The sequence below is a fragment of the Nocardia sp. MDA0666 genome (assembly GCF_003023875.1).
Lineage (GTDB): Bacteria > Actinomycetota > Actinomycetes > Mycobacteriales > Mycobacteriaceae > Nocardia > Nocardia aobensis.
Window position 1 is genome coordinate 102189 of the sequence record NZ_PYHT01000005.1, and the last position, 26512, is coordinate 128700.

Genomic DNA, 26512 nt, shown 5'->3' on the forward strand with positions numbered 1-26512 from the left:
ATTCTGCCCCCGCCGCCCGGCGGCCGCCGCCGCGCCCCGGCCGATCACAACGGGTTGTTCGGATCCCGTTCCGGCAGTGGGCGTTCGGTGATCACCGGGCGGCCCAGCGGATTGCGGACCCGGCGCTTGGCGGCCTGATAGACCTGAATGGTCTCCGCCGCCACCACATCCCAGGCGAAATCGGCGGTCAGCCGATCGTGGGCCGCGTAGGCGCGCTGCTGGGCCGCGATCGGATCGTCGAGGACGGCCGTCACCGCCTCGACCAGTCCGGTCACATCCGCCGGTTCGAACGAGGCCCCGGTGACGCCGTCGATCACCAGTTCACCGAGCCCGCCCGCGGTCGAGGTCACCAGCGGCGTTCCGGCCGCCGCGGCCTCCAGGGCGACGATGCCGAACGGCTCGTAGCGGCTGGGCAGCACGATCGCGTCGGCGCCGTGCAGCCAGCCCAGCAGTTCCGCGTGGTCCAGGCGCCCGGCGAAATTCACCGCCCGCGCCACCCGGTGTACCCGTGCGCGCTCACGCAACCATTCGAACTGCGTGCCCACCCCCGCGATGGTCAGCGTGGCGCCCGGATGCGCGCGCCGGATCCGCGGCAGCGCGGCGATGGCGTCCTGGACGCCCTTCTCGTATTCGAGGCGGCCCACGTACAGCAGTCGGGGCGGGCCCGACCGCGGCGCCCGATCGCGAAAAGTCCACGCCCCCACGTCGATTCCGTTGCGGATCACCGTCACCGGCACCAGTTCGGGGCCGTAGAGCTTTTCCACCTCGTCCTGCATCGAGGCCGAACACGTGATGAGAGCGTCGGATTCGCGAGCCAGCCACCACTCGACCGAATGGACCTGCTTGTTGACCCGGCCCGAAACCCAGCCGCTGTGCCGGCCCGCCTCGGTGGCGTGGATGGTGGAGACCAGCGGCACGTCGTAGTACTCGGCCAGGGCGATCGCCGAATGCGCGACCAGCCAGTCGTGGGCGTGCACCACATCCGGCGTCCAGCCCTCGGCGATACCCGGTTTGCTCAGCGCGATACCGGCGCGGACCATCGCGTGCCCCATGGCCAGGGTCCAGGCGAGCATGTCCTCGCCGAAGTCGAAGGCGGGCGGATCCTCCGCGACCGCGACCACCAGCACCCGTTCCTCGATGAAGGTGTGCGTGGGATGCGTCGTGGCGTCGGTGCCCATCGGCCGGCGCGCCAGAACGACGACCTCGTGACCGGCGGCCGCCAGTTCGACGGCCAGATGATGGACGTGCCGGCCGAGCCCACCGACAACTACCGGTGGGTACTCCCACGACACCATCAAGATCTTCATGCCGGTCCTTCTGTTGCTCCCGCCGAGCGGTGACCGACTGAGGGGATGTCCGTACCGCGTGCGTCGAGTCGTCGCGCGTCGAGAGCGGGGAAGAATCCGTCGGCCGCGTACCATCCTGCCGCCAACTGCCGTGCTTTGGCGAGTTGGCCCGCGGTGACGGCCGCGGCGATCTCGCGGACGGCGTGCGCGTGCTGATGCGCGCGATCGCGGGCGTATCCGGCCGCGGAGTCCTTGCTGACCATGAACGCCCAGTCGCTGGACACCGCCAGAATCGCCTCGCGCAGCAGCTGATCGGCGACCGGATCCCGCAGACCGTCGGACTGCGCGGCCATCTTGTCCAGCGTGTCCAGGGCCGCGCGCACGATCTCGGCATTGAGGTCGACCAGGTCGCGGACCTGATCGCCGGCCCACACCCGCCAGTCCTTCCCCGACCCCCACGACGAATCGGCCAGCTCGACCGGTGCGCCGACGAATCCGTCCGCCCGGGCATCGGCCAGGGTGCCGACGGTGACGCCGGCCTCGGGCAGGGCGCGCAGTACCTGTTCCAGCCACTGCGGCCCCTCGTGCCACCAGTGGCCGAACAGTTCGGTGTCGAAGGCCGCCACCACCAGCGCCGGTCGGCCGATCCGCTCGGATTCGGTGATCAGCCGTTCGCGCACGGTCGCCACGAAATCGGCGACATCGCGTTCGATCGCCGCCGCGGCGGCCGCGGGATCATAGGGCGCCTTGTCCGGACCGGCGACCTGCTTGCCGGTGACGCGCGCCGGTTTGAGGCCGGTCTCGTGGTCGTAGTGGTGGAAGTCGCGGTAGTGGGCCTGGCCCGGATATCCCGATTTCGGCGACCACACCCGATAGCTGACCTGCAGATCGCGTCCGAACGCGACCACATCGCTGTCCCACACGGGCCGACCGAGAGTGGTGTCCCCGCGCAGCGCCGGACCGTCGACCATGAAATGCGTCACGCCCGCCGCGGCATAGCCCTGTTCCATCCCCGGAGTGAAACCACATTCCGGCGCCCAGATCCCGGCCGGGGTGTGTCCCCAGCGATGCCGCGCATCGGCCAGACCTTCGCGCAACTGGAAGTCGCGCAGGCGTGAATCGAGCAGCGGCTGGAACGGGTGCGCCAGCGGACCGCCCAGCAGTTCGATCGCCTCGGCGTCGATCAGTTCCCGCCACACCGGCGAGCCGCCGTGCCGCCACCGCTGCTCGAAATCGGCGAGCGCCTCGGCGGCCAGCGCGTGTTCGTAGCCGCCCAGTTCGCGCTTGCCGGCCATCGACGCCTCGTCGGCACGCATCTGCCAGTTGCCCAGCCAGTGATGCATGGCCGCGAGCGCGTGCGGATCGTCGAGCTGCGCGGCCAGCACCGGCGTGATGCCGAAGCTGAGCAGATGCGAACGTCCTTCCGCAGCAAGGGTTCTCAATACCCGGGCGACGGGCAGATAGGACGCCGCCCACGATTGATACAGCCATTCCTCACCCACCGGCCAGCGGCCGTGATGCACCAGCCAGGGCAGATGGGAATGCAGGACCAGGCTGAACCGGCCCGGCACCGCCCGCGAATCGCTCACGGCTTCACCGCGATGGCGACCAGATCGAGGCTGGCATCGATATCCGGATCCCACGCCGGGACGACCGGCCCGGGCGCCGGGCGCAGCTCGAAATCGTCGGTGCGCACCCCGGCCACCGCCGTGGTGAGTTCGGCGGGCCAGGGCTCACCGGCCAGCGCCCGTTCGATCTGCGCGTCGATGAACGAGCCGCCCCACTGTTCGTCGAGGGCGACCAGCGCCGGGCCGTGGTGGACACCGGCCATCACGTCGACGCGGAATCCGGCCTGCTCCAGCAGTTCCGCGAGTTCGGCGGCGTTCAGCTCGCGAGTGTGGAAGGGGTTCAACGGCGTATCGCGCCCGGGCGAGAAGGTGATCCGGTTCGGCGTGCTGATCAGCAGCTGCCCGCCGGGACGCAGCACCCGCAGGCATTCACGCAGGAATTGCCCCTGATCCCAGAGATGTTCGATGACCTGGAAGTTCACCACCACATCGACCGAGGCGTCGTCGAGCGGCAGTTCGGCGAGATTGCCCTGCATCATCTCGACCCGGGGGTAGGCCGCGCGCACGTGTTCCACCGCGCTGGTGTCGTAGTCCAGGCCGATCACCCGGGTGGCGACGTCGGCGATCATGTTCGCGCCGTAGCCCTCGCCGGAACCGGCCTCCAGAACCGTTGCCCCGGCGCAGCGTTCGAGCAGGCGCGCGTAGACGATCTCGTGTCGGCGGAACCAGTAGTTCTCCTCCGCGATACCCGGCACGGTCCGTTCGCCGGTCAGTGGCAGCGACTCCACCCCGGCAGACTCCCCGCTCACCGGGGAGACGACAGCCTCACTCATTGGGTCGACGTTAGCGGTTGCCTGTATCACACCGGCGCCCGGACCGGCCATGGAGAACATCACACCCTAAGTTACCCGTGAGTAACTTAATGTAGGGTAATCTCCCGGACGGAGCTTTAGATGTGACGGAGCTTTTCATGTGGACGTACGGCCACCCGATCGTGCGACCCCACCTCACGTGCCACCAGAACAGGAGGTCGACGAAGACCAATGCCGAACATCGTCGTACTGATCAAGCAGGTTCCCGACACCTGGTCCGAGCGCAAGCTCAGCGATGGTGACTACACCCTCGACCGGGAGGCCGCCGACGCGATCCTGGACGAGATCAACGAGCGTGCCGTCGAAGAGGCTCTGCTGATCAAGGAAGCCCAGGGCGGCGAGGTCACCGTTCTCGCCATGGGTCCCGAGCGTGCCACCGAGGCCATCCGCAAGGCGCTGTCCATGGGTGCCGACAAGGCCATCCACGTCAAGGACGACGCCATCCACGGCTCCGACGCCGTGCAGACCGCGTGGGTGCTCGCCGGTGCGCTGGGCCAGATCGAAGGCATCGAGCTCGTCATCGCCGGTAACGAGGCCACCGACGGCCGCGCCGGCGCCGTGCCGGCCATCATCGCCGAGTACCTGGGCATCCCGCAGCTCACCCACCTGCGCAAGCTGACCGTCGACGGCGACAAGATCTCCGGCGAGCGCGAGACCGACGAGGGCGTGTTCAAGCTCGAGGCGAACCTGCCCGCCATCGTCTCGGTCACCGAGAAGATCAACGAACCCCGCTTCCCCTCCTTCAAGGGCATCATGGCCGCGAAGAAGAAGGAAGTGCAGACGTTCACGCTGGCCGACCTGGGCATCGACCCGTCGACCGTCGGCGTGGGCAATGCCGGCACCGCAGTCTCCGGTGTCACCCCGAAGCCGCCGCGCACCGCGGGCGAGAAGGTCGTCGACGAGGGCGAGGGCGGCAACCAGGTCGCGCAGTACCTCATCGGCCAGAAGGTCATCTGAGCCCACCGAGCGCAATCACCACAGACTTCAGGAGAAGCAACATGGCAGAAGTACTCGTGCTCGTCGAGCACGCCGAAGGTGCCCCCAAGAAGGTCACCACCGAACTCCTCACCGCCGCCCGCACGCTGGGCACCCCGGCCGCGGTCGTGCTGGGTGCGCCCGGTACCGCCGACAAGCTGGCCGACGCGCTGACCTCGGCCGGTGCCGAGAAGATCTACGTCGCCGAGTCCGACGACGTCGAGGGCTTCCTGGTCACCCCGAAGGTCGACGTGCTGGCCGGTCTGGTCGAGTCGGCGTCGCCGGCCGCCGTGCTGGTCGCCGCGTCCGCCGAGGGCAAGGAGGTGTCGGGTCGCCTGGCCGCCCGCATCGGCTCGGGCCTGCTGGTCGACGTCATCGACGTCAAGTCCGACGGCACCGCCGTGCACTCCATCTTCGGTGGCGCGTTCACCGTGGACGCCAAGGCCACCGGCGACGTGCCGGTGATCTCGGTGCGCCCGGGCGCGATCGAGGCGGCCCCGCAGGCCGGCGCCGGCGAGAAGGTGACCGTCGAGGTTCCGGCTCAGGAAGAGGGCGTCACCAAGGTGACCTCCCGCGAGCCCGTCGCCGGTGGCGACCGTCCGGAACTCACCGAGGCCACCATCGTGGTCTCCGGTGGTCGCGGCGTCGGCAGCGAGGACAACTTCCACAAGGTCGTCGAGCCGTTGGCCGACGCGCTGGGTGCCGCGGTCGGCGCCTCGCGTGCCGCCGTCGACTCGGGCTACTACCCGGGCCAGTTCCAGGTCGGCCAGACCGGTAAGACCGTGTCGCCGCAGCTGTATGTGGCGCTTGGCATCTCGGGCGCGATCCAGCACCGCGCCGGCATGCAGACCTCGAAGACCATCGTCGCCGTCAACAAGGACGAAGAGGCGCCGATCTTCGAGATCAGCGACTACGGCATCGTGGGCGACCTGTTCAACGTCGCGCCGCAGCTGACCGAGGCGGTCAAGACCCACAAGGGCTGATCGAGACCCCTGCAGGGAGTACGGCTCGCCGAATCGGTACCTCGCGGTATCGGTTCGGCGAGCCGTCTGCGTTCGCGGATTCAGTCCGGCGGACGCGGCGTCCGGTTGCTGCCGACAGTGATGCCGATGACGGTCGGTATGCACAGCGCGAGCCCCCACGGCACCTCGACCCAGAACGGCCAGAAGTATCCGGCGCCGGTGGCCAGCCAGATCACGACGCACAGGATGTTGACGAAGACCCACGGCGTCCACATGATCAGCACCCAGGGCGGCACCCGCCCGGCCCGGGCGGCGCCCGGCCGCTCCCGCACCGCCGGCAGATCCGACAGGATCGGCGACAACTCCCCGTAGGTGCGCGCGACATAGACCTGCTGGACCCGGTCGTCGAATTCGGCGAGATTCAATCGCCCCTCGTTCATCGCCGAGCGCAATCGCTCGACGATCTCCTCCCGGTCCGCGTCCGAGGCCCGCACGTGCTCGTTTCCCACGGGCCCAGCCTAGAGGCGACCCTCGCCATGCGCCGGGGAACATCATCCGGAACCCCCACGGGCAGGCGGTAATCCGCTTGCGCTCCCCCGCCGCGCTCGGCCAGGCTGAGGCGGTGCCGACTCCGACCGGACCGCCGATCGCACTCCCACCCCAGGTCGTCGAGACCGTGAGCACGGTCTTCGGCGCGCGCGGGCGGACCTGGCTCGCCGAACTTCCCGAGCGTGTCGAGACCCTGTGCGCACGCTGGCAATTGACGCCGCTCGGCTCCGCGTTCGCCGGTGGCACCCATTCCTATGCCGCTCCCGTCCGCCGCGCCGACGATTCGGTGGCGGTGCTGAAGATTCCGGTGGTCGACGAGGAGAACGTGGGTGAGGCGGCCGGGCTGTACTGCTACGACGGCGACGGAGCGATCCGCCTGCACGACTACGATCCCGGCAGCGGCGCCCTGCTGCTCGAGTGGGCGCGGCCGGGTACGCCACTGCTGGCGCAGCCCGGATTCCCCAGCCTGGAAGGTCTGCCGGAACATGCGGACAAAGTCGATCTGGCCTGCCGGTTGTATCGGCGTCTGCGCCGCCCGCCCGTCACACTTCCCGCCGGTTATCCGGACATTCCCACCGTTTCCTCCGTGATCGCCGACTGGACGGTCCGCTTCGGACAGCCGAAACCCGAACTGGTCCACGCCGTTCCGTCCACCCTGCTGGACGCCGCGACGGCGCGATGCGACGAACTGTCCCGGCCGCGGGAACCGCCGGTCGTCGTCAATCGCGATACCCACCTGGGCAATATCGTTGCCGCCGAACGGGAGCCGTGGCTACTGATCGACCCGAAACCGTATCTCGGCGAGGCCGCATTCGACGTCGGCTTCCTGATCATGATTCGGATTCAGCGCTTGCCGACCGCCGAGCACGCGAAACGAATGGTCACCGCCACGGCCGCGGCCACCGGCGTCGACCCCGGACGAGCATGGCGGTGGGCGTTTCTGCGGGCAATGGAGGAAATATCCTGGGCCGTCGATGATCACGCATCCGAGGACCTGCGGTTACACCTCGCCGTCGCCACCGCACTGCACGCCGTCGCGGCGTCTTTCGAGGTGAATCGAGGCCCGGTGAACCCGCCGAGTCCGAAACACCGGCGATGAACATATTCCCTACCGAGCCGTAGATAACGAATCGGTCGCTGCCACCCGGAATTGCTGCTATCTTTGCTGTCGTCGGGTGCTGGGGCCGATCGGGATCCTCCACCGGTAGGTCGATGGTGAATTCGCCTGTCCGGTAAGCGCTTCGAGGTCCCATTCAGGTTAGGTGCAGTATCATCCTGCCTGCCGCGTTCCCGCCGTCCGACCTGAGTGTTATCCCGGCCGCGTCGTTCGCGGTCGTCGAGTAGGGAAGGACGAAGCGGCCGGAAATCCGGCACCGAGGGAACTGATGAATCAAGCTACCGCCGTGACTCTTTCGTGGATCCTCGCCGCAATTCTGATACTGACGATCGCGGGAGCTCTGTATGCCGCGTATTACGCGTCGCAGCAGCGCGCCCGCGCCCGCAGTGCCGAGGCGGAATTGCGCGCCCACGAGGACGAGCTCGAACATTTCACGAGCACCACAATGGGTTTGGTGGCCGACTCGGTGCGCCGCGCCGAATCGACGGTCGAATTGCCCGCCATCGACCGCGGCGGTTCTCGCTTCGCCCAGCTGCTGCAGCGGCTGACCGAGCGTTACGCCGACGACCTGCACCGAGTGGCCGCCGAAACCCATGAACGCACCAGCCATGAGCTGGAATACGAGAAGCAGCAGGCGATCTCCGCCACCGAGGCCAGCATCCGCGAACAGGTCGAGAACGCCTCCCGCGAGGCGACCAGCGCCGCGGTGCGCGCGTTCGGTACCTCCGTGGTCAGCCTGGGCGCCGACGTCGGCCAGGTGGTGAGCGCCGCGCTGCGCCAGCACCGCGGTGACGACGTCTACGAGACGCTGATCCGCATCGACCACAGCGTCCAGCAGATGATCCGCCAGGCGCAGTCGTACGTGATCGTCTGTGGCGGTCTGCCCGGCCGCCGCTGGCCGCAGCAGTCGCTGACCGACATCGTCGGCGGCGCGATCGGCCGCGTCCGCGACTTCACCCGGATCCGGCCGCAGCAGCTCGACCGCGTGATCATCAGCCGTGCGGTCGAACCGCTGGTGCACACGCTGGCCACGCTGCTGGACAACGCGCTGCGGTACTCGCCGCCGACCTCGTTCGTGGACGTCACCTTCCAGGAAGGCCACCACGGCCTGACGGTGATCATCGACGACGCCGGTGTGCGGATGAACCCCGAGCAGATGGAGGAGGCCCGCCAGGTCCTCGCCGGCGAGCGCACCGTCGACATCCATCAGCTGGGCCCGACCCCGCGGGTGGGTTTCCCGGGCATCGCCGCGCTGGCCCGCCGCTACGGCTTCACCGTGTACATCGACGGCCCCAATATCTACGGTGGTATGCGCGCGATGGTCTACGTACCCGAGGGGCTGCTGGCCGCCCGGCCCGACAACCTCGAAAGCGTCACGGCCCCACCGATTTCCACACCGATCGAGGTCGCCGCGGCACCCGCCGCGGTCGCGAGCGGCAATGCTGCCCCCGCCCCGATGAGCCCCGCTCCGGTGAGCCTCGCCCCGGCGCCGGCCGCCCCGGTCGCCGAGGCCGAACCGTTGCCGGCCGCGGACCCGACACCGACCGGTCAGTCGTCCACGGTGCACGAGATCACGCCGGGCGGGCTGCCGCGCCGGCGGCGGCGCAGCGTGGCGTTGCCCGCCTCCGCCCGCGGGCCCCGCACCGACACCGGACAGCCGCATACCGATACGGGCCTGCCCCGCGTCGATATCGCCGAAGCCTGGCAGACCGGTTCCACCAGCGGACGTGCAGCCGCACATGACAACTCCGAAGGGATGACATCCTGATGGCCACACCCGGCACCACTGTGACCGACGGCGACAACAAGCTGTCGTGGATGCTCGAGGATCTGACCGTTCCCGGCGTCCGATTCGCCGTACTACTGTCCGAAGACGGCCTGCGCATCGCCCACGTCGGCGCCATCTCCCTCGACGACGCCGAACGCTTCGCCGCGGCGGCCTCGGGCCTCAGATCCCTGGGCAAGGCCCTCAGCGAATTCTGTGGCCCCGCGAATACGGTGCGGCAGAACATGACCGAGTACGACGAGGGCATGATCTTCATCACCGCAGCCGGTGAGGGCGCCCTGATCGGCGTCTCGACCATGCCCGACGTCGACGTCAGCATGGTCGCGCACCGGATGAACGAACTCGCTGTCAGAGTCGGCCGCGAACTCGGCAGCCTGCCCCGCCACAGGCCCGGTAGCGATCGGGCATGAGCAAGCACCGGCGCGATCCCGACCTGGTCCGTGCCTACGTACGCACGGGCGGACGTACCCGTGCGAGTCGTTCGGTCGACCTGGTGACACTTGTTGTGGCAGCACAGGATCCGACGCCCGGTGCCAGTCCGGACGCGCGCCGGGTTTTGAACGTCTGTAGTCGGCACGCTGCACTGTCGCTCGCCGAGGTGGCCGCATATCTCGACCTGCCGCCCTCGGTAGTGAAGATCGTGGTATCGGACCTGCTCGACAGCGGCCATCTGGTCAACCCGACCCCGGCGGATTATGTGCCGGAGGTCGCCCTGCTCGAGGAGGTACTGAATGGGCTCCGCGCTCTCGCCGTCTGAGCGCCCGACTGCCCTGTCCGAACGACCCGCCGCTGTGACCGACCGTACGGTCGACTATGTACCGGAAACGGTCACACGGTCGGTGAAGCTGTTGGTAGCAGGCAATTTCGGCGTCGGTAAGACCACGTTCGTCAGCAGCGTCTCGGAGATCCGTCCGCTACGTACGGAAGAGACCATTACCGAGGCCAGCGTCGGTATCGACGATATGGCCGGACTCCCGGGCAAGCAGACCACCACGGTGGCCATGGATTTCGGGCGCATCACGCTCAATCCGCAACTGGCGCTGTATCTGTTCGGTACGCCGGGGCAGCGCCGATTCCTGCCGTTGTGGGAGGAGCTGGCCAACGGCGCACTCGGTGCGCTGGTACTGGTCGACACCCGCCGCATCGACAAGGCGGACGAGGTGCTGTCCATCCTCGAGGAACGCGGCGTGCCGTATTCCGTGGCCATCAACGAGTTCGACGGTGCGCATCGCTTCCCGCTCAGCGAGATCCGCGATGCGCTCGATCTGGAACCGGGCACCCCGCTCACCGCGCTGGACGCCCGTGACCGCGGCACCTGCCTGCGCTCGCTGATCACGCTGGTGGAATTCCTGTTCCACCGGCTCGAACCGCGATCCTGAACGTTTCCGACCCGAGCAACGCCGCACCGGCCTCCGGTGCGGCGTTGTTCATATCAGGAGCTGTGCAGAGCGGCCAGCAGGGTGGTCAGGATCGGTGAGCGCCGGATATCGCCGCGGAGCACGGCCGACACCGGAATGCGCAGCGGCCGGCCCGCGAGTTTCAGGGTGGCGATACCTTCGGTGGCACTGTCGGCGTACAGGATGGTCCAGGCGTCCGGCCGGTTGATCAATTCCATCGTCGCGGTGTGATCCGGGGGGATCGGCGGACCGTAACTGGGCCGGGTCGGCAGTTCGGCGAACGCGTGCCGGACGACGTTGTGCAGAAGCACCTGTTCCGCCTCCGGGGGCAGCAGCAGCGGATATTTCCCCAACTCGGCCAATGTCACATCACCGCGGCCGGCCAGCGGGTGGGCGGTGGAGGCGGCGATCACGAGGTCCTCCACCCACAGCTGTTCGACCGTGAGACCGGGCTGTTCGACACTGCCTCTGATGAGAGCAAGATCACAGTCGCCGTCCGCGACCGCGGCGATGCGCTGCCGGAAAGGCTTGATGACGAACTCGATTTCGGCACCCGGATGCGCTTCGCGTGCTCCGGCTATCGCAGATAGCGATCTTGTTGCGAAAGACATGTTCGCCGCCAGGCGAATGCGCGGCCCCGAGTCGCGTACAGCTGCGCGAATAGCGGATTCGAGGCTCAGCATTTGTTTCGCAAGGGGAAGTAGCCGAATGGTTGCCTCGGTCGGAACAACGGAGCGCGTGGAGCGTTCGAAGAGCTGAACACCAAGATCATGTTCGAGCCGCGCGATTTGATGACTGATAGCCGATTGCGATATGAAGCAGCGCACAGCGGCGCGACTGAAGCTCAACTCCTCGCACACCGCGACGAAGTAGGTGAGCTGACGCAGTTCCATCAAGATCTCCATTCATGAATGATCTAGATAAGAGTCATCAATATTATGCGCCCTGACCCCCGAAACATCCAGCCTATGAATCGCGTTTACTCATGACAGAAGGAGGCTGTCATGCAACACGTGGATGCGGGAATCGAAACCACCGATGTGGTCATCGTGGGTTCGGGGTTCGGCGGGCTCGCCGCCGCGAAGCAGCTCAGCAAATCGGGAATCAATTACGTGCTCATCTCGGCGACGCCGGAACACCTGTTCCAGCCGCTGCTCTATCAGGTAGCGACGGGTGTGCTCCCGTCCACCGATATCGCCCCGCCGATCGCGCAGATCCTGCGCCGGCACAAGGGCTCGGATGTGCGACTGGGCAAGGTCGTCGATATCGACGCCGATGCCGCCGTACTCACCTACGACACCGAGCAGGGCCCGCGCAAGATTCGCTACGGCTCGCTGATCGCGGCCACCGGGGCCACCCAGTCGTATTTCGGCCGCGACGATTTCGCGGAGAAGACGTTCTCGCTCAAGACCATCGACGATGCCACCCTGCTGCGGGCGCAGATCGAGCGCGTATTCGCCGAGGCGGCGAAGGCCGATCCGGAAACCCGTGAACGGCTGCTGAGCTTCGTGGTCGTCGGCGCGGGCCCGACCGGCGTCGAGGTCGCCGGCCAGCTCAAGGAGCTCGCGAAACGCCACTACCACCAGGAGATCTCGGTAACCCTGGTGGAGGGCGCCGGCGCGGTGCTGCCGCCGTTCGGCGGCAGCCTTTCGGAGTATGCGCGCACTTCGTTGAGCCGCAACGGCGTCGAGGTCCTGCTGGACACCTTCGTCACCGATATCGAGGCCGGCAAGGTGACCGTGAAGACCAAGGACGGTGTCGAGCGCGGTATCGGCGCCGAGACCGTGGTGTGGTCGGCGGGTGTGGCGGCCGGCGGATTCGCCACGCTGCTGGCCGAGGCCACCGGCTGCGAAACCGACCGTGCCGGACGGCTTCTCATCAACCCGGACTGCACGGTGGGCGGGCACGCCGATATCTACGCCATCGGCGATATGACCTCGCTGAACGGCTATCCGGGCCAGTCGCCGACGGCCATGCAGGAAGGCCGCCACGTCGCCGACATCATCCGTCGCAAGAAGCAGCCCGGCACCCCGTTCGTGTACTGGGACAAGGGCTCGATGGCGGTGATCAGCCGGTTCAGCGCGGTCACCAAGATCAACGACCGCGTCAAGTTCACCGGCACCATCGCCTGGGCCACCTGGCTCGCCGTCCACCTCTTCTACCTGGTCGGCTTCCGCAACCGCTTCGTCGCGGTCCTGTCCTGGCTGGTGGCGTTCATCGGCACGGGCCGCCCGGGCTTCGACGAGAGCGACAAGCCGCGGACGACGACGGTTCCCGAGAACCGGCAAGCGGCTTAGCGTCATTCCCACCGAAGTTCCACCTTCCGGCCCGCGACAACGATGCGGGCCGGAACGCGCGGCGGCGGAGTCTCAGGCCGCCCGCTCGACTTCCGCGTCGGTGGTGGCCATGGTGAACAGATCCTCGGCGAGGACATCGGGATGTACGCGCCGAATGTCGTTGGGTTCCACCGTGGCGAAGCGGCCGGAATCGAACAGCTGTTGTGCCGCACTGTTTTCGATGAGGCGGCTGATGAGCAGAGCGCCCACCCGCACGCCGCTCGTACGCACCTGCTGGTCGATCGAGTGCAGATAGTTCAGCAGGGCCGACTGCGGCACGCTCGAACTGGCCAGCGCCGCCTGCGGTTCGCGCACCGATCCCCCCTGAGCGATGAGGACGGCGCCGGAGCCGCGGGCCGCCATCGCGGGCACCAGCGCGTGCGCGATGCGCACCGGGGTGGTCAGGTTGATCGGCAACCAGCTGCGCAAGGTGTCCGCGTCCAGCGACAACGCATCCACCGGTAGCCGGCTCACATCGCCCGGGCTGTAGATCACCACGTCCGGAAGCCCGTGCGCCGCCTGCAGTTCGGCGAGTGCGTGGTCGACCCGGGTGTCGTCGGCGAGGTCGGCGAGCAGCACATCCACCTCGATCTCCTCGGCCGCGAGCCGCGCCCGCAACCGTTCGAGTGTCTCGGGGTTGCGCGCGATCACGGTCACCGAATAGCCCGCACGCCCGAAACGCAGCGCTGCCGACAATCCGAGCGCGGGACCGGCACCGAACACTGCCAGATGTGGCATGACCGAACCTCCGTAATATGAGAGGGCGCTCAATTTGAGCACCCTCTCAAGTTAAGGCCAAGTCGAGTGGGTTTTCAAGTTGTTAGGGTGAGGCCATGGCCGAGAAGGTGGCGAGCACCGGGGATGCGACCGTCGGCGCGCGGCCGCGGCGTCGTGACGCCCGGGACAATCGGGACAAGATCGCCGCGGCGGCCCGGCGGCGGTTCACGGCCGAGGGCCTCGACGCCTCGCTGAATCAGATCGCGCGCGACGCCGGAGTCAGCATCGGCACGCTCTACAACCACTTCCCCACCCGCGAAGCGCTGATCGACGACGCGCTGCTCGAGCTGGTCGTGGCGTCGGGCCGCAGCGCGGAGGAGGCACTGCGGGCGGACGACCCCTGGACGGGCCTGGTCGACCATCTGATGAAGCTGGCGCAGTGGCAGGCGAACGATCGCGGCTTCACCGATATCTGCGTGTACTCACTGCCCGCCGACAGTCCGATCGAGGTGGCGAAACATCAGGGCCACACCCTGTTCCGGCAACTGGTGGCCCGGGCGCAGGAGGCCGGGCAGCTGCGTAGCGACATCACCGAAACCGATCTCGGTCTGCTGCTGTGGTCGGTGGTGCGGGCGACCGACGGCGTGCGCGACGTCGCCCCCGAGGCGTGGCGCCGGCATCTGACGGTCCTGCTCGACGGCTTACGCGCCGAGGCCGCCCATCCCCTGCCGGGCAGCGCGCTCGACCCCGAACAGGTCCGCGCGGCAATGACTCTCGGGTGAAGGACATTCGGCCGAAGACCCCCCGGACAGAGCAGTCCCCGGTAGTCTCCATCGATACCTGAACTTCAGTCGTCGCTGATTGTTCTGGATATTCGACTGGCTTGCCGGGGGCCTGGCCAGATCCTGGAAACCATCTCGTTGGTCGATCAACGTCTCGATCGACTACGTGATGATTTCCGGTGTTCCGGTGTATTACTAAGTCTCCTCCAGATTCTTCTCCAGTCAAGACTTCAGGAAGGAAAAACTACAGCTTGGCGAGCACTTTTTGCACCGTGAGCCAGGTGCGGGTGGTGATGTCCTTGCCGTAGACGGTCTCCATCCACGCCATGTGATTGGGAGTCCCCGCGACGGAGTTGTCGATGACCGCCAGCAGGGCCCGCGCCGGTTCGTCGAAGCGCACGATCCGCACCGCCGAGGCCAGGTCACCGGGTAGTTCGGGCGGCGCGGAGCCCGCGCGGTCCTTCACGAACGTCGCGGTGAGGTAGGTGCCGCGGCAGTGCGTGAGGCCGGGAAAGGGATCCGAATCGACCAGTTTCTGCACTTCGTCGCGGCTGCGGATGATGGTGCCCCCGGCGATGCCCAGCTCGGCCTGCAACGCCGCCTGAATACGCGATTCCATTGCGGCGATATCGGTTTCGGTGCTGCCGAAGACGATATTCCCGCTCGCCAGCACCGACCCGACGCCCTCGTAGCCGAGTCCCTCGAAGACCGCCCGCACCTTCTCGTTGCGCATATTCGGGTTGCTGGGCATGATCCCCCGCAACCAGGCCGCATACCGGTTCATGAGCGGAAGGCTACCCGGCGCCACCGACACCGAAGCCCTCGATCCGACTCCGCGGACGAGGCTCGCGCGAGGGCGTAGGTGAGATGGGCCAGCCCCGCGCCCACCGGCCGGATACCGGTGAGACGCAGGGGCCGCGGTGTCACCGGCAGCGCGTCGTCCCCGTGCTCGAAGAGGCGACTGCCGGCGCCCACCACCACCGGGAACACGGCCAATCGCAGCTCGTCGACCAGGCCACTCGCCAGGAGGGCATGGACCAGTTCGGTGCTCGCGTAGACCCGGATCTCACCGTCGAGCAGATGCCTCAACTTCGACACCTGCTCGGTGAGATCGCCCCGCAGCACGGTCGTGTTGTTCCACTCGGGATCCGACAGCGTCGCGGACACAACGTATTTCGGCATACCGTTCATCCGGTCCGCGGTCGCGCCGGTGCGCCGCGGATACCGGGCGGCGAAGTATTCGTAACTGCGCCTGCCCAGCAGCAGTGCCTGCGCGTCCAGCACATCGTCGTGAATCAGCCGGGCCCATTCCGCGTGGTCTTCCGGCGACAGCGCCGCACGCCAATCCGCGGCGCCGAAACCCTCCTCACCGGTCGGATCCTGGGTCACTCCGTCGAGCGACACATTCTCGAAGACGACAATCTTTCCCATGGCGGTGCTCCTCTCGTCGGTGGCGAACTGCCACAGAGACAGACACCGCCGCATCGGCGGAAATGGTCGCGTCCGGACCGACACATTCACCGCCGCCGCGGTGTCCATATTCGGTGGAGGTGTGTCATGACAGACGAAGAGGGTGACGTGGTGGCGACCGGCGACCTGATGGCAGCGGCGCGCGCCGGCGACGGTGCGGCGTTTCGGGCCTTGACCGGGCCGTACCGGGCGGAGTTACAGGTGCACTGCTATCGGATGCTCGGCTCGTTCCAGGATGCCGAGGACGCCCTGCAGGACACGCTCCTGGCCGCGTGGCGAGGCATCGGCGCATTTCAGGAGCGCTCCTCGTTGCGCACCTGGCTGTATCGGATCGCCACCAACCGGTGTCTGAACGCGCGCCGGGCCTCGGGCCGGCGCCGGGCGAAGGAGTGGGACGTGCCCGATGTGGAACCACCGGAGCCCTCCCGGCTCGGCGAGGTCGTGTGGTTGCAGCCCTGCCCCGACGCACTGCTCGAGCAGGCGCCTCCCGGCCCGGAGGCACGCTACGAGCAGCGCGAGTCCGTCTCGCTGGCATTCCTGACCGCACTGCAACTGCTGCCGCCGCGGCAGGTCGCCGTCCTCGTGTTGCGCGATGTCCTCGGATTCCGCGCGACCGAGACCGCCCGGATGCTCGACACCACCGTCGACTCGGTCAACAGTGCCCTCGCCCGGGCCCGCGCGGCACTCGAGCGCCGCCGCCCGACCGGCCGATCACCGGCCCCGGGATCGGCGGACGAGGAGGCCGTCGTGGCGAGATTCGCGCACGCGTGGGAATCGGCCGATGTGGACGCGCTCGTGCGACTGCTGACCGACGACGTCTTCATCTCGATGCCGCCGATCCCGTTCGAATACGTGGGCCGTGAGGTCGCCGGCCGCTTCTGCGCCGACATCTTCGCCGCCGGGCGGCGATTCGACCTGGTTCCGACGCGGGCCAACGGCCAACCGGCGTTCGGCGCCTACCTGCGCGGCACGGACGGCAGCAGTCACGGGACCGGACTGTACGTACTGTCGCTCGTCGGTGAGCGCATCAGCGCGCTGACCCGATTCGAGAGCACCGTGCTGCCGTGGTTCGGGCTGCCCCGCACGCTGCCGAGTCGATAGGGCTTCGAGTACGACAGCAACGCAGGTTCGCCGGATCAGTCCGATCCGGCGCCGACTCCCGCCTTCTTGCGTTCGATATCGGCCAGGGCGGCGGCATGCCGGGCCCGCTCCTCGGCGGCGTCGTCCCAGGCCTTCTTGCGGTTCTTGACCACCCGGGCCGGAGCGCCGACGGCGATGCTGAAGTCGGGGATCTCACCCTTCACCACGGCATGGGCCCCGAGCACGCAGCCGCGGCCGACCCGGGTCTCGCGCAGCACGGTCACCTTGGCCGCGATCCAGGTGTCGGGGCCGATGCGGACCGGACTCTTCACGATGCCCTGATCCTTGATCGGCATCGTCACATCGTCCATCCGATGGTCGAAGTCGCAGATGTAGCACCAGTCCGCGACCAGGGTCGACTCGCCGATCTCGATATCGAGGTAGGTGTTGACGACGTTGTCCTTACCGAAAACCACCTTGTCGCCGATGCGCAGCGAACCCTCGTGGCAGCGCAGCGCGTTCCCGTCGCCGATGTGCACCCATTTGCCGATCTCCATGCGGCCGAGCTCCGGGGTGGCGTGGATCTCGACATTGCGGCCCAGGAAGACCATGCCGCGCAGCACGATATGCGGATTCGCCATCCGGAATTTGAACAGCCGGTAGTACCGCACCAGATACCACGGCGTGTACGCCCGATTGGCGAGGACCCAGCGCAGCGACGCCACGGTCAGAAAGCGCGCCTGCTCCGGATCCCGGCGGCGCGAACCCCGCCAACGCGAACGCAACGGTGCGCCCCACATGCTCGTCACGGGCCAGCTCCCTTTCCTCGGGCGACGGTTACCTCGGTGGTCACCTGATCGAGGTACCAGCGTACTTTCGCACCGGGGACACGCGCTTGCGCCCCGGGAAATCGGGTCGCCGCCACTCCCCGGCGGCCGGAGGGCCGGTCGCATTCTCACCCAGCACGCTGTCACGGCGGTGAATGTTCTAGTCTCGTGCAGGCCCGTTACGAACAGATGGGAGTCCAGCAGGTGCGAAGCGGCAGCCGGCGACCCGAGCGCAGCGAGCACGACCGCGGCGGACACCACCCGACGATCTTGCGCCACTCGGTGATTCGGGGAGGCGCCCCGAGGCGCGTGATCGCGGCGGTGGGCACCCTGGGCCTACTGATGCTGACCGGATGCGGCAGCAGCACCGTCGACGACATCAAGGTGGGTTCCGGCAAGGGCTGGCAGTCGGCGTTCCACGACGCCCGCAACAGCGGCGCGAGTTCGGTCACCGGCGCCCGCCATCTGAGTCTGAGCTGGTCGCGGCCGATCGGCGGCCCGTTGGCGAATGCGACCACGATCGGCCCGGACGGCCAGCTGTTCGTCACCTCCCGCACCACCACCGACTGTGTCGGCAAGCCGGGGAGCACCGGCACGATCTTCTCCTTCCAGATGCCCACCGGCCGCAAGCGCTTCTGCAATGCGCTGGGACCGGATGCCGTCGCGGCGGCCTCGGCAGTCGACGGGGCGAGCAATGTGTACGTGGGTGACGACGGCGCGGTGTTCTCGTTCAACCCGCTGGGGCAACCGCGCTGGCGCACTCCCGTTGCCGGCGTTCCGGTCTCGGTGCAGTTCACCCACGACGGCACCGTGTTGTCGGTGTCGCAGTCCGGTCAGGTCGACGTTCTGGACCGCCAGACCGGCGACCGCGAGGTGTCGACCTATCAGGTGCTGGGCGACCCCGACTTCCTCGCCCATCCGAACGTCACGCGCCCGCCGGACGGGCAGGGCATCGACGACTGCGCCGTCGGCGGTCCGCAGTGCGCGGTGGCGAATGTGTCTGCGCTCGACCCGAATTCGGGCCGTTTCTATCTGACCGCCTGGCGCACCGGCGCCCCTGCGGCGTCCCTGGTGGCGCTGCACTACGCCGACAGGAAGGTCACCCAGGACTGGAGCGTCGACATCCTCACCGACGGCAGCGCGACGAGCCCGGCGCTGTCGGCGGACGGGAAGACGCTGTACGTGGGCGACAACAGCGGACGGCTGCTCGCCGTCGACACCGCCGACGGCCACACGAAGTGGACGCAGCCGCTGGGCTTCACTCCGCGCGGCGGCATCTCCCTGCTCGACGGCCTGCTGATTCCGGCCGGCGACGACGGACATCTGATGGCGTTGCGCGACACCGGCGACCGCGTCGATATCGCCTGGGAGCGCAAAGATCTCACGCTGCGCGGCCGTCCGGTGCAGACCGCCGGCGACACCGGCTACGTGGTGGTGCCGATGGGTGAGGCGCTGCATCTGCTGACCTTCGACACGAAGTCGGGCAAGACGATCGCCTCCGCTCCGCTGCCGGGTGCGCAGGGCACGACGGTGTCCACCGCGATCGGGCCCGACGGCCAGGTCGTGGTCGGCACCCGGATCGGCGAACTGTTCGCCTTCACACCGGACCGCTGATCTCCCCGCTCACCGGGCCGGCGGGGTTTCGCAGACGAATGCCGTTGCGGTCCGGCCGATCCGGGTGATCACCACGGTGTGCGGGGTGCTGCCCCGCGGTTTGATCCGGCGGCGCAGCGCATCGGGATCGACGTCGACGCCGCGGATCAGGATCTCGAGCGGACCGCAGTCGCGGCGGTGCAGTTCGGCGCGCAGCGCCTTCTCCCGGAATTCCAGCCGATCCAGAATGCGGAACCCGCGCACCCCTGGCGGCACAGTGTCGCCGGTGAGGTAGGCGATGCGCGGGTCCAGTTGCCACAGGCCGTATCTCGCGGCGTAATGGCGGACCAGACCGGCCCGGACCACCGCGCCGTCCGGGTCGACGAGCCAGGTTCCGGGCTCCCGTTCGGGAAGGTCGTCGGGCTCGGCATCGGTCAGCGACCACGACGAACCGTCGCTACGCAGCACCGTCGCCCGCCTGGTCACGCCGGATTCGGTGAGTCCGCGCGACCACAGGCAGGCTTCGCGCACGGCGCCGTCGAGGGACACGACCTCGACCTCACCGTCCCAGGAGAGCCCCGCGTAGCCGTCGGCCGCCGACCGATCCGTTCGCGCGGGCAGGGGTTGCGCGTCCGGCCGGCGCAGCGCGAAACGGTCGAAATCCAGTCCGGGAGCGCATTTCACGACCAGATCGCGGTCACGATGAGCGGCCAGCAGCTGCGGTAACGGTGGTTGCAGCCGATCCGGATCGTGGGTGCGTCGGCCTCCCGCGCGGCGTGCCGGATCGGCTATCACCACGGTGCCGGTACTGCACGGCCGCAGCGCATCGGCCTGCAGCAGAGCGACATTCGGCGCGTCGGCCAGATTGTGCGCGGCCATCGCCAGCCGCACCCGGTCCAGATCGCTGCCGAGCACCGCCGGGCATTCGCGCCGCAGCGCGGCCAGTTCCGCGCCGACCGAGCACGTGACGTCGTGCACGGGACGCCCCGCCAGCCGCCGGGCCCGATGCCGCGCCACGAGACTCGGCGTCGCCTGCTGCAGGGCGTCGTCGGTGAACAGCCACCCGGCCGCGTCGTCGAGTTTGGCCGCCGCGCGCCGGCGCAGCCGCACGGTCTCCACCAGTGCGGACGTGCGGTCGCCGTAGTCACGCCGCAGAGTATCCAGATCCCGCAGCATCGTCGCGGGAGTCAGCGCGTGTTCTCCGACCGCGGACAGCGCGTCCCGGCCGGCCGCACTGTCCAGATAGTCGACGTCTCGCGAGGTGAACGAATATCCCATCAGCGCGGCCCCGGCCGGTGCGAAACAGCCTGCCGCCCACTACTTTCCGGCGGCACCCGGCTTCACGCCGGTGATCATGGCGTTGTAGAAGAACTGGCGCGGCACCACGTGGCGCAGCACCTTCTCGTCGAGCTTGCTCAGACCGAGCCACGCCTTGTACTGGGCCATCCGGTAGCGCCAGGTCAGTTTCTCCTCCGGCACCGCGGCCTCGAAGGTGCGCACCGGCCAGCCCCACAGCGCGGCGGCGAATTCCTCGGTCTCGGCATGCACCTGCACGGCGCCCGCGCTGCGGGCGATCTGCTCGAGTTCGGAGGGATCGAAGGTGTGCAGGTCGACGACGGCCTCCAGGGCCGCGGCCCGCGACGACTCGTCCAGTTCGGCCTGCGGTCGCCGCCAGTCGGACAGGAACGGCAGCTTGGTCACCTCGGTGGTGACCTTCCAGGTGATCTGGCCCAGTTTGCGGGCGTAGAAGTTGCCGATGGTGGTCGGCTCACCGGCGAAGACGAAGCGGCCGCCCGGCTTCAGCACCCGCAGGCATTCCCGCAGCGCCTGCTCCACGTCCGGAATGTGATGCAGCACAGCATGTCCCACGACCAGGTCGAAGGTGTCGTCCTCGTAGGGGATGGTCTCGGCGTCGGCGACGCGGCCGTCGACATCCAGCCCCAGGTTCTGCGCGTTGCGGGTGGCGACCTTTACCATGCCCGGCGAAAGGTCGGTCACCGAACCGGTTTTCGCCACCCCGGCCTGCATCAGATTCAACAGGAAGAAGCCGGTGCCGCAACCGAGTTCGAGGGCCCGCTCGTACGGCAGCGGCGCATTCGGGGCGACGGCGTCGAAGCGGCCGCGCGCGTACTCGATGCACCGCTCGTCGTAGGAGATGGACCATTTGTCGTCGTAGGTCTCCGCCTCCCAGTCGTGGTAGAGGACCTGCGCAAGCTTGTTGTCGGTGAGCGCGGCCTGGACCTCGGCCTCGGTGGCGTGCGGGTTCGGCGCGGGGTCGTCAAGACGTGCGGTCATGGTCGCACAGCGTATCGAGTGATCACACGGAGTGGGTCAGCGGCCCAGGAATTCCGCGGCGCCCGGACCGGACGCCGAATAAGAACGTGTTCCTACGCTGCGGTCTTCTGTTTCGAACAGCTCCGCCCACTCGGCGCGGGCGCGGTCCAGGCCGTGCGGACCGGCCTCGAAGACCCGTTTCGCGGCGGCCAGCGCGCGGGCCGGGCCGGTGGTGAACTGCCGCGCCCACCGCAGCGCCGCACCGAAGACGTCGTCGGGGGCGACCACCTCGTCGACCAGCCCGATCGCCGCCGCCTCCTCGGCATCGACATAGCGGCCGGTGTACACCAGATCCTTGGCCGGGCCCGGGCCCACGAGCAGCCCCAGCCGGCGGATGCCGGCCACCGGGATCAGGCCCGCCCGGATCTGCGGCAAGCCCAGTTTCACGTTGTCACCGATCAACCGGCGGTCGGCGCCCAGAGCGAGCTCGAGTCCCGCACCGACCGCGTACCCGGTGATGGCGGCGATCGTCGGCTGCGGAATCCGGGCCAGACAACCCAGCGCCTGCTGCAGATCCGCGGCGACGGCGCCGGCCTGCCGGGGCGTCCACCGCGCGAGTTCATCGACGTCGTCGCCCGCGCTGAAGATTCGCTCGTCGCCGTAGACGATCACGGCCCGCACCTCGTCGTCCGCCGCGAGGGCGTCGGCGGCCGCCGCGAGTTCCAGCGCCAGCTGCAGATCGATGAGATTCAGCGGCGGCCGCGCGAAACGCAGTACGGCGATTCCCGCCTCGACACGGTCCACGGTCACGAATTCGGCCACGGCGGCGAGCCTACTGTGCGCGGCGGGACGCACCGGACGTCGGGATGTTCGCGCGGGCTCAGTCTCGCTTCGAACCCTGCAGCCGCGACGCGTCCGGCATATCGGCGAAATAGCGGGTGTTGTTCGGGAACTGCAGCATCGGCTGACCGTCGACCGGTTCGAAGATCGGCATGATCGGGCTGATCGCGCGGTCGTCCGCGAGAATCTCTGCGGTGGAGGCGAATTCGGCGATGGAGCTCAGCTGGGTCCAGGTCGGCGGCAGCAGGACGTCCTCGCCGGCCCGCCAGCGATCCAGCGCCTGCGCCGGGGTCCGCCACGCGACGTCGTGCGCCTCGGTGGTGGCGCCGTCGGCGCGCTGCCCCTCGGGCAGGACCGCGACGAAGAAGTAGGTGTCGTAGCGGCGCGGTTCCACCACCGGGGTGATCCAGTTGTCCCACGGGCGCAGCAGATCCGCACGCAGGATCAGATTCTCGTTCGCCAGGAAATCGCCGAACGACAGTTCGCGGCGCTCGAGCTTCTCCCGGGCACTGCGGTAGGCGACGGTGTCGGAGACGACGGTGTCGGCGGTCGGGCCCGCCAGCAGCACACCGCATTCCTCGAAGGTCTCCCGGACCGCGGCACACACCAGCGCCTGCGCGCGAGCGCGATCGACCCCGAAACGCTGCCCCCACCACGTCGGGTCCGGCCCGGCCCAGCCGATTTCCGCATCGGCGTCGGAGGGGTCGACACCACCGCCGGGAAAGACCGTCATGCCGGCCGCGAAAGCCATCGCCTTGACCCGTCGTTGCAGGAAAACCTCCGGACCGGATGCGCCGTCACGCACGAGCACTACGGTCGAAGCGTCCTTCGGCGCCGGTGGCTGGGCCGGGGTTTCCGCAACAGATTCACTCACAATCGCACCATAACGCGCGCTCGGTTCCGATCGGCAGCAGGTGTCCGAAAGCAGCGCCGGCGCCCGCCGCTCGGGGTTCAGGCGCGGTGGCGGCCGAAGCGTTGCGAGCGCCGCGCGAAATACCGTCCGTCGATGCGATCGAGAGCGATGGACTGACGGAAGGCCTCGCTGAGATTCTCCGCGGTCAGCACATCCGCGAGCAGGCCCTGGGCGATCACATCGCCCTCGTTGAGCAACAGCGCGTGGGTGAAGCCGGGCGGAATCTCCTCGACGTGATGGGTGACCAGCACGGTCGCCGGAGCATCCGGGTCGGCGGCCAGATCGCCCAGTTGCTCGACCAGTTCCTCGCGGCCACCCAGATCCAGCCCGGCGGCCGGTTCGTCGAGCAGCAGCAGTTCGGGATCGGTCATCAGGGCGCGGGCGATGAGGACACGTTTGCGTTCGCCTTCGGACAGCGTTCCGTAGGCGCGGTCGGAAAGATGTTCGGCGCCCAGGCTTTCCAGGATGTCGACGGCGCGATCGGTGTCGACCTCGTCGTAGCGCTCGCGCCAGCGGCCCATCACGGCGTACCCCGCCGACACCACCAGATCCGACACCTTCTCCTCCACCGGGATCCGGCTGGCCACCGCGGCCGACGACAGGCCGATGCGCGGACGCAGTTCGCTGATATCGGTCTTGCCGAGCACCTCACCCAGCAGCGTGGCCGACCCCGAGGTCGGATACAGCTCGGCGGCGGCCATCCGCAGCAGCGACGTCTTCCCGGCGCCGTTGGGGCCGAGCACGACCCAGCGTTCGTCGAGCTCCACCTGCCAGGTGACGGGACCCACCAGCGTGTGGCCCGACCGCCGGACGGTCACCTCGTTGAAGTCGATGAGCAGATCGGGATCCGGTTGCGGCACGAGCTCCATCTTTGCCGACGCGCTCGATCCGTTGCCAACGTGGTCGGTGTGCACGCTATCCGTCATAGTCGGCCTCCCGCTCCCTCACGATCCGAATCGGCCATTGCCGCAGTGAGATTCCGCACGTTTGAGCACCCTACGGTGCCACCGCGATCACCGTCATCGAACCCGGCGCCACTTCGGTGAATCCGGCATCCCGGACCGCGGCGACCGTCTCCGGCCCGGCGCCGCCGTTCACCCGGGCGCACAGCCGGGCCCAGTGATCCGGCTCCGCGTCACGGACCACGCAGCGGAATCCGCGCTGCGCCCAGGCGAAGGCCTGTTCCACCGGCAGCGCACCGGCCAGCAACATGCTCGCGTGACCGACCTGCGCCGCCGCCTTGCCGACGGTCATCCCGAGAGCCGAATTCACCCACAGCACAGGCGATTCCGGGGCCGGTGGGCCGGGTTCGTCGTGTTCGAGGTCGGTGCCGCCGATCTGCAGTTTGCGGATGCGCGGGTCGACCTCGCCCACCGGGCCCGGCACGAGGGCGCGGGCCTGGGCGCCGTCCACGTCGATCGTGATGCCCTCGACATCTCCGGCCGAGATCCACTGCGCACCCCGAGCTCGCCGCGCCACCTTCCGTATCCGCGACCGCTTCCACGCGAGATAGCGCGGCTCCCACTCCCCGCCCGGGCCGACGCGTGGATCCAGGCACAGCGCGACGGCCGCAGCTGCGGCCGCCTCCAGCACCGCACTGCGCAGCGGCGGTTCGGCTTTCGGAATGTGCAGGACCATCTGCATCGCCTGCACCTGCGCGGGATCGTCCGGATCGCCGCCGCCACCGTAGCCGAGCGCCAGCTCCGCATGCCGGGCGCGGAAACCGGAATCCAGCACGAGCGGCGGTGCGGCGCCGGGGCCGGGCGCGTCGAGCTCGGGTTCGGTCATCAGCTCAGCGGCACCCGGCGCAGCAGACCGTCGCGGGCGTCCGCGGCCTCGACCTCGTCGCGGGTGACACCGAGGATGAACAACACCGCGTCCAGGAACGGGTGCGACAGTGCCGTGTCGGCGACCTCCCGCAGTGCGGGCTTGGCCTGGAAGGCGATACCCAGGCCGGCCGCGTTGAGCATGTCGATGTCGTTGGCGCCGTCGCCGACCGCGACGGTCTGTTCCATCGGCACGCCGGCCTCGGCCGCGAAACGCCGCAGCGCCACCGCCTTTCCGGGCCGGTCGACGATCTCGCCGATGACCTGACCGGTGAGCTTGCCGTCGACCACCTCGAGGGTGTTGGCGTGCACGAAATCCAATTCCAGCTCGTGCGCCAGCGGTTCGATGACCTGCCGGAAGCCGCCCGAGACCACGCCGCAGCGGAATCCGAGCCGGCGCAGGGTGCGAATGGTGGTCCGCGCGCCGGGGGTCAGTTCGATCCGCTCGGCGACCTGATCGATCACCGTCTCGTCCAGTCCGGTGAGGGTGGCGACGCGCTGGCGCAGCGATTCGGCGAAGTCGATCTCCCCGCGCATCGCGGCCTCGGTGACCTTGCGGACCTCCTCCTCGACACCGGCGTGCGCGGCGAGCATCTCGATCACCTCACCCTGGATGAGGGTGGAGTCGACATCGAAGACGATGAGCCGCTTGGCCCGCCGGGCCAGCCCCGCGCGCTCGACGGCGACGTCGACCTTCTCCTTCGCGGCGACCTCGGCCAGCGCCGTGCGCAGGCGGGTTTCGGCCAGCGGGTCCTCGGTCGCCGGCGCGGTGACCATCAGCTCGAGGCCGGTCACGGGATAGTCGGCGATGCCGCGGATGGAGTCGATGTTGACCTCCTGCGCGGCCAGCGTGCGGGCGATCGTACTGAACGCGCGAGCGGTCACCGGGCTGCCGAGCACCACCACCGCGTGTGTGGACAGCGGCGCCCCGGAGACCGAGTTGGCGCCGATCTCGACATCGACCTGCATGCCGACCGTCGCCATCGCGTCCTCGAGCTGATCCTGCAGGTCCTCCGGATCGCCCGGACTCGTCACCAGCACACCGAGGGTCAGCCGGCCCCGGATCACGACCTGCTCCACGTCCAGCAGGCTCACGCCGTGCCGGGACAGCGCCGCCAGCAGCACCGAGGTCACGCCCGGTTTATCGGGTCCGGTGACCGTGATCAGCACCGTCGTCTCGGTGGCGGTGCCACGATCGGACTCGGACGTGCCCACGCGCAACTCCATCTCTTCGTCACAGCTCCTCGCGCCGGCGATCGCGGTCCGCCGGCGGCCAGCGAACATTCTCTCAGGTCGGGTGCGGCCACCGGCGCGCACCGGTCACCGGAGGCACCGCCACACC

At 68.6% G+C, this 26512-nt stretch carries 27 protein-coding genes; 11 read left to right on the top strand and 16 right to left on the bottom strand.

The window, feature by feature from the left end; translation table 11 throughout:
- Positions 1–44 precede the first annotated feature (44 nt).
- Genes C8258_RS10370 through C8258_RS10380 form a run of 3 tightly spaced genes read right to left on the bottom strand, consistent with a single transcriptional unit; the run spans position 45 to position 3687 of the window.
- Complete coding sequence (locus C8258_RS10370; RefSeq protein WP_036504044.1) at positions 45–1307, bottom strand: glycosyltransferase family 4 protein; 1263 nt, start codon at positions 1305–1307, stop codon at positions 45–47.
- Positions 1304–2875, bottom strand: a complete 1572-nt coding sequence (locus C8258_RS10375; RefSeq protein WP_106954997.1) for a glycoside hydrolase family 57 protein — start codon at positions 2873–2875, stop codon at positions 1304–1306. Before C8258_RS10375 ends, C8258_RS10370 begins: the two co-directional genes overlap by 4 nt.
- Positions 2872–3687, bottom strand: a complete 816-nt coding sequence (locus C8258_RS10380) for a bifunctional 2-polyprenyl-6-hydroxyphenol methylase/3-demethylubiquinol 3-O-methyltransferase UbiG (RefSeq protein WP_106954998.1) — start codon at positions 3685–3687, stop codon at positions 2872–2874. The genes C8258_RS10375 and C8258_RS10380 overlap by 4 nt, the downstream gene beginning before the upstream one ends.
- 210 nt (positions 3688–3897) lie before the next feature.
- On the opposite strand from C8258_RS10380, the gene C8258_RS10385 reads away from it, so the two are divergent.
- The gene (locus C8258_RS10385; RefSeq protein ID WP_036504046.1) at positions 3898–4683 is read left to right on the top strand and encodes an electron transfer flavoprotein subunit beta/FixA family protein; all 786 of its coding nucleotides are present in this window, start codon (positions 3898–3900) and stop codon (positions 4681–4683) included.
- 41 nt (positions 4684–4724) lie between these two features.
- Positions 4725–5684, top strand: a complete 960-nt coding sequence (locus C8258_RS10390; RefSeq protein ID WP_036504049.1) for an electron transfer flavoprotein subunit alpha/FixB family protein — start codon at positions 4725–4727, stop codon at positions 5682–5684.
- A gap of 80 nt (positions 5685–5764) precedes the next feature.
- Here the strand turns inward: C8258_RS10390 and C8258_RS10395 are convergent, their stop codons facing one another.
- Positions 5765–6172 carry a DUF1707 domain-containing protein gene (locus C8258_RS10395; RefSeq protein WP_106954999.1) on the bottom strand — a complete coding sequence of 136 codons (408 nt, stop codon included), beginning with the start codon at positions 6170–6172 and terminating at the stop codon, positions 5765–5767.
- Positions 6173–6285: 113 nt separating this feature from the next.
- Between C8258_RS10395 and C8258_RS10400 the strand changes: the two genes are divergently transcribed.
- The 5 genes from C8258_RS10400 to C8258_RS10420 all read left to right on the top strand — a co-directional run bounded on the left by C8258_RS10400 (position 6286) and on the right by C8258_RS10420 (position 10494).
- Positions 6286–7311: an aminoglycoside phosphotransferase family protein gene (locus tag C8258_RS10400; protein WP_106955169.1), complete on the top strand. Its 1026-nt coding sequence runs from the start codon at positions 6286–6288 to the stop codon at positions 7309–7311.
- Positions 7312–7615: 304 nt separating this feature from the next.
- Positions 7616–9097 carry an ATP-binding protein gene (locus C8258_RS10405; RefSeq protein WP_304598375.1) on the top strand — a complete coding sequence of 494 codons (1482 nt, stop codon included), beginning with the start codon at positions 7616–7618 and terminating at the stop codon, positions 9095–9097.
- Positions 9097–9525 carry a roadblock/LC7 domain-containing protein gene (locus C8258_RS10410; protein ID WP_051024835.1) on the top strand — a complete coding sequence of 143 codons (429 nt, stop codon included), beginning with the start codon at positions 9097–9099 and terminating at the stop codon, positions 9523–9525. The genes C8258_RS10405 and C8258_RS10410 overlap by 1 nt, the downstream gene beginning before the upstream one ends.
- Positions 9522–9872, top strand: a complete 351-nt coding sequence (locus C8258_RS10415; protein ID WP_036504052.1) for a DUF742 domain-containing protein — start codon at positions 9522–9524, stop codon at positions 9870–9872. Before C8258_RS10410 ends, C8258_RS10415 begins: the two co-directional genes overlap by 4 nt.
- Entirely contained in the window at positions 9847–10494 is a 648-nt protein-coding gene (locus C8258_RS10420) for an ATP/GTP-binding protein (protein WP_083871019.1), read from the top strand. Before C8258_RS10415 ends, C8258_RS10420 begins: the two co-directional genes overlap by 26 nt.
- A 53-nt stretch (positions 10495–10547) precedes the next feature.
- Here the strand turns inward: C8258_RS10420 and C8258_RS10425 are convergent, their stop codons facing one another.
- Entirely contained in the window at positions 10548–11405 is an 858-nt protein-coding gene (locus C8258_RS10425; RefSeq protein ID WP_106955170.1) for a LysR family transcriptional regulator, read from the bottom strand.
- Positions 11406–11516: 111 nt separating this feature from the next.
- Here C8258_RS10425 and C8258_RS10430 point away from each other — a divergent pair, with 111 nt between their 5' ends.
- The gene (locus C8258_RS10430; RefSeq protein ID WP_106955001.1) at positions 11517–12809 is read left to right on the top strand and encodes an NAD(P)/FAD-dependent oxidoreductase; all 1293 of its coding nucleotides are present in this window, start codon (positions 11517–11519) and stop codon (positions 12807–12809) included.
- A gap of 72 nt (positions 12810–12881) precedes the next feature.
- Here C8258_RS10430 and C8258_RS10435 read toward each other — a convergent pair whose 3' ends face one another.
- Positions 12882–13586, bottom strand: coding sequence for an SDR family oxidoreductase (locus C8258_RS10435; protein WP_106955002.1), 705 nt, complete (start codon positions 13584–13586; stop codon positions 12882–12884).
- 95 nt (positions 13587–13681) lie between these two features.
- On the opposite strand from C8258_RS10435, the gene C8258_RS10440 reads away from it, so the two are divergent.
- Positions 13682–14347, top strand: a complete 666-nt coding sequence (locus tag C8258_RS10440; RefSeq protein ID WP_106955003.1) for a TetR/AcrR family transcriptional regulator — start codon at positions 13682–13684, stop codon at positions 14345–14347.
- A gap of 244 nt (positions 14348–14591) precedes the next feature.
- On the opposite strand, the gene C8258_RS10445 is transcribed toward C8258_RS10440, so the two are convergent.
- A complete protein-coding gene (locus tag C8258_RS10445) occupies positions 14592–15131 on the bottom strand; it encodes a DUF1697 domain-containing protein (RefSeq protein ID WP_106955004.1) in 540 nt (179 codons plus the stop codon).
- Positions 15128–15778, bottom strand: a complete 651-nt coding sequence (locus C8258_RS10450) for a dihydrofolate reductase family protein (protein WP_106955171.1) — start codon at positions 15776–15778, stop codon at positions 15128–15130. The genes C8258_RS10445 and C8258_RS10450 overlap by 4 nt, the downstream gene beginning before the upstream one ends.
- 150 nt (positions 15779–15928) lie before the next feature.
- Here C8258_RS10450 and C8258_RS10455 point away from each other — a divergent pair, with 150 nt between their 5' ends.
- On the top strand, positions 15929–16918 hold the full coding sequence (locus tag C8258_RS10455; protein WP_106955172.1) for an RNA polymerase subunit sigma-70: 990 nt from the start codon (positions 15929–15931) through the stop codon (positions 16916–16918).
- A 35-nt stretch (positions 16919–16953) separates the two neighbouring features.
- On the opposite strand, the gene C8258_RS10460 is transcribed toward C8258_RS10455, so the two are convergent.
- On the bottom strand, positions 16954–17697 hold the full coding sequence (locus C8258_RS10460; protein WP_199195665.1) for an acyltransferase: 744 nt from the start codon (positions 17695–17697) through the stop codon (positions 16954–16956).
- A gap of 336 nt (positions 17698–18033) precedes the next feature.
- Between C8258_RS10460 and C8258_RS10465 the strand changes: the two genes are divergently transcribed.
- Entirely contained in the window at positions 18034–19338 is a 1305-nt protein-coding gene (locus tag C8258_RS10465) for a PQQ-binding-like beta-propeller repeat protein (protein WP_233224999.1), read from the top strand.
- A 9-nt stretch (positions 19339–19347) separates the two neighbouring features.
- Here C8258_RS10465 and C8258_RS10470 read toward each other — a convergent pair whose 3' ends face one another.
- The 7 genes from C8258_RS10470 to serB all read right to left on the bottom strand — a co-directional run bounded on the left by C8258_RS10470 (position 19348) and on the right by serB (position 26385).
- Entirely contained in the window at positions 19348–20595 is a 1248-nt protein-coding gene (locus C8258_RS10470; protein ID WP_106955006.1) for an SAM-dependent methyltransferase, read from the bottom strand.
- A 39-nt stretch (positions 20596–20634) separates the two neighbouring features.
- Positions 20635–21612 (bottom strand): class I SAM-dependent methyltransferase, encoded by a 978-nt coding sequence (locus C8258_RS10475; protein WP_036504065.1) that lies wholly within the window; start codon positions 21610–21612, stop codon positions 20635–20637.
- A 36-nt stretch (positions 21613–21648) separates the two neighbouring features.
- Entirely contained in the window at positions 21649–22413 is a 765-nt protein-coding gene (locus tag C8258_RS10480; protein WP_106955007.1) for an enoyl-CoA hydratase-related protein, read from the bottom strand.
- A gap of 58 nt (positions 22414–22471) precedes the next feature.
- Positions 22472–23305, bottom strand: coding sequence for an NUDIX domain-containing protein (locus C8258_RS10485; RefSeq protein WP_106955008.1), 834 nt, complete (start codon positions 23303–23305; stop codon positions 22472–22474).
- A gap of 77 nt (positions 23306–23382) precedes the next feature.
- Positions 23383–24213 carry an ABC transporter ATP-binding protein gene (locus tag C8258_RS10490; protein WP_106955009.1) on the bottom strand — a complete coding sequence of 277 codons (831 nt, stop codon included), beginning with the start codon at positions 24211–24213 and terminating at the stop codon, positions 23383–23385.
- A 127-nt stretch (positions 24214–24340) separates the two neighbouring features.
- Positions 24341–25132 carry a peptidyl-tRNA hydrolase gene (locus C8258_RS10495; RefSeq protein ID WP_106955010.1) on the bottom strand — a complete coding sequence of 264 codons (792 nt, stop codon included), beginning with the start codon at positions 25130–25132 and terminating at the stop codon, positions 24341–24343.
- On the bottom strand, positions 25132–26385 hold the full coding sequence (serB, locus tag C8258_RS10500; RefSeq protein WP_036504167.1) for a phosphoserine phosphatase SerB: 1254 nt from the start codon (positions 26383–26385) through the stop codon (positions 25132–25134). The genes C8258_RS10495 and serB overlap by 1 nt, the downstream gene beginning before the upstream one ends.
- Between the last annotated feature and the right edge of the window lie 127 nt (positions 26386–26512).

Coding starts and splice junctions, on each gene's coding strand:
- C8258_RS10415 (WP_036504052.1), top strand. CDS start 9,522: ATGAGCAAGCACCGGCGCGATCCCGACCTGGTCCGTGCCTACGTACGC.
- C8258_RS10430 (WP_106955001.1), top strand. CDS start 11,517: ATGCAACACGTGGATGCGGGAATCGAAACCACCGATGTGGTCATCGTG.
- C8258_RS10380 (WP_106954998.1), bottom strand. CDS start 3,687: ATGAGTGAGGCTGTCGTCTCCCCGGTGAGCGGGGAGTCTGCCGGGGTG.
- C8258_RS10490 (WP_106955009.1), bottom strand. CDS start 24,213: ATGGAGCTCGTGCCGCAACCGGATCCCGATCTGCTCATCGACTTCAAC.
- C8258_RS10440 (WP_106955003.1), top strand. CDS start 13,682: ATGGCCGAGAAGGTGGCGAGCACCGGGGATGCGACCGTCGGCGCGCGG.
- C8258_RS10390 (WP_036504049.1), top strand. CDS start 4,725: ATGGCAGAAGTACTCGTGCTCGTCGAGCACGCCGAAGGTGCCCCCAAG.
- C8258_RS10425 (WP_106955170.1), bottom strand. CDS start 11,405: ATGGAACTGCGTCAGCTCACCTACTTCGTCGCGGTGTGCGAGGAGTTG.
- C8258_RS10495 (WP_106955010.1), bottom strand. CDS start 25,132: ATGACCGAACCCGAGCTCGACGCGCCCGGCCCCGGCGCCGCACCGCCG.
- C8258_RS10385 (WP_036504046.1), top strand. CDS start 3,898: ATGCCGAACATCGTCGTACTGATCAAGCAGGTTCCCGACACCTGGTCC.
- C8258_RS10460 (WP_199195665.1), bottom strand. CDS start 17,697: ATGTGGGGCGCACCGTTGCGTTCGCGTTGGCGGGGTTCGCGCCGCCGG.
- C8258_RS10445 (WP_106955004.1), bottom strand. CDS start 15,131: ATGAACCGGTATGCGGCCTGGTTGCGGGGGATCATGCCCAGCAACCCG.
- C8258_RS10475 (WP_036504065.1), bottom strand. CDS start 21,612: ATGACCGCACGTCTTGACGACCCCGCGCCGAACCCGCACGCCACCGAG.
- C8258_RS10370 (WP_036504044.1), bottom strand. CDS start 1,307: ATGAAGATCTTGATGGTGTCGTGGGAGTACCCACCGGTAGTTGTCGGT.
- C8258_RS10450 (WP_106955171.1), bottom strand. CDS start 15,778: ATGGGAAAGATTGTCGTCTTCGAGAATGTGTCGCTCGACGGAGTGACC.
- C8258_RS10420 (WP_083871019.1), top strand. CDS start 9,847: ATGGGCTCCGCGCTCTCGCCGTCTGAGCGCCCGACTGCCCTGTCCGAA.
- C8258_RS10435 (WP_106955002.1), bottom strand. CDS start 13,586: ATGCCACATCTGGCAGTGTTCGGTGCCGGTCCCGCGCTCGGATTGTCG.
- C8258_RS10410 (WP_051024835.1), top strand. CDS start 9,097: ATGGCCACACCCGGCACCACTGTGACCGACGGCGACAACAAGCTGTCG.
- C8258_RS10470 (WP_106955006.1), bottom strand. CDS start 20,595: ATGGGATATTCGTTCACCTCGCGAGACGTCGACTATCTGGACAGTGCG.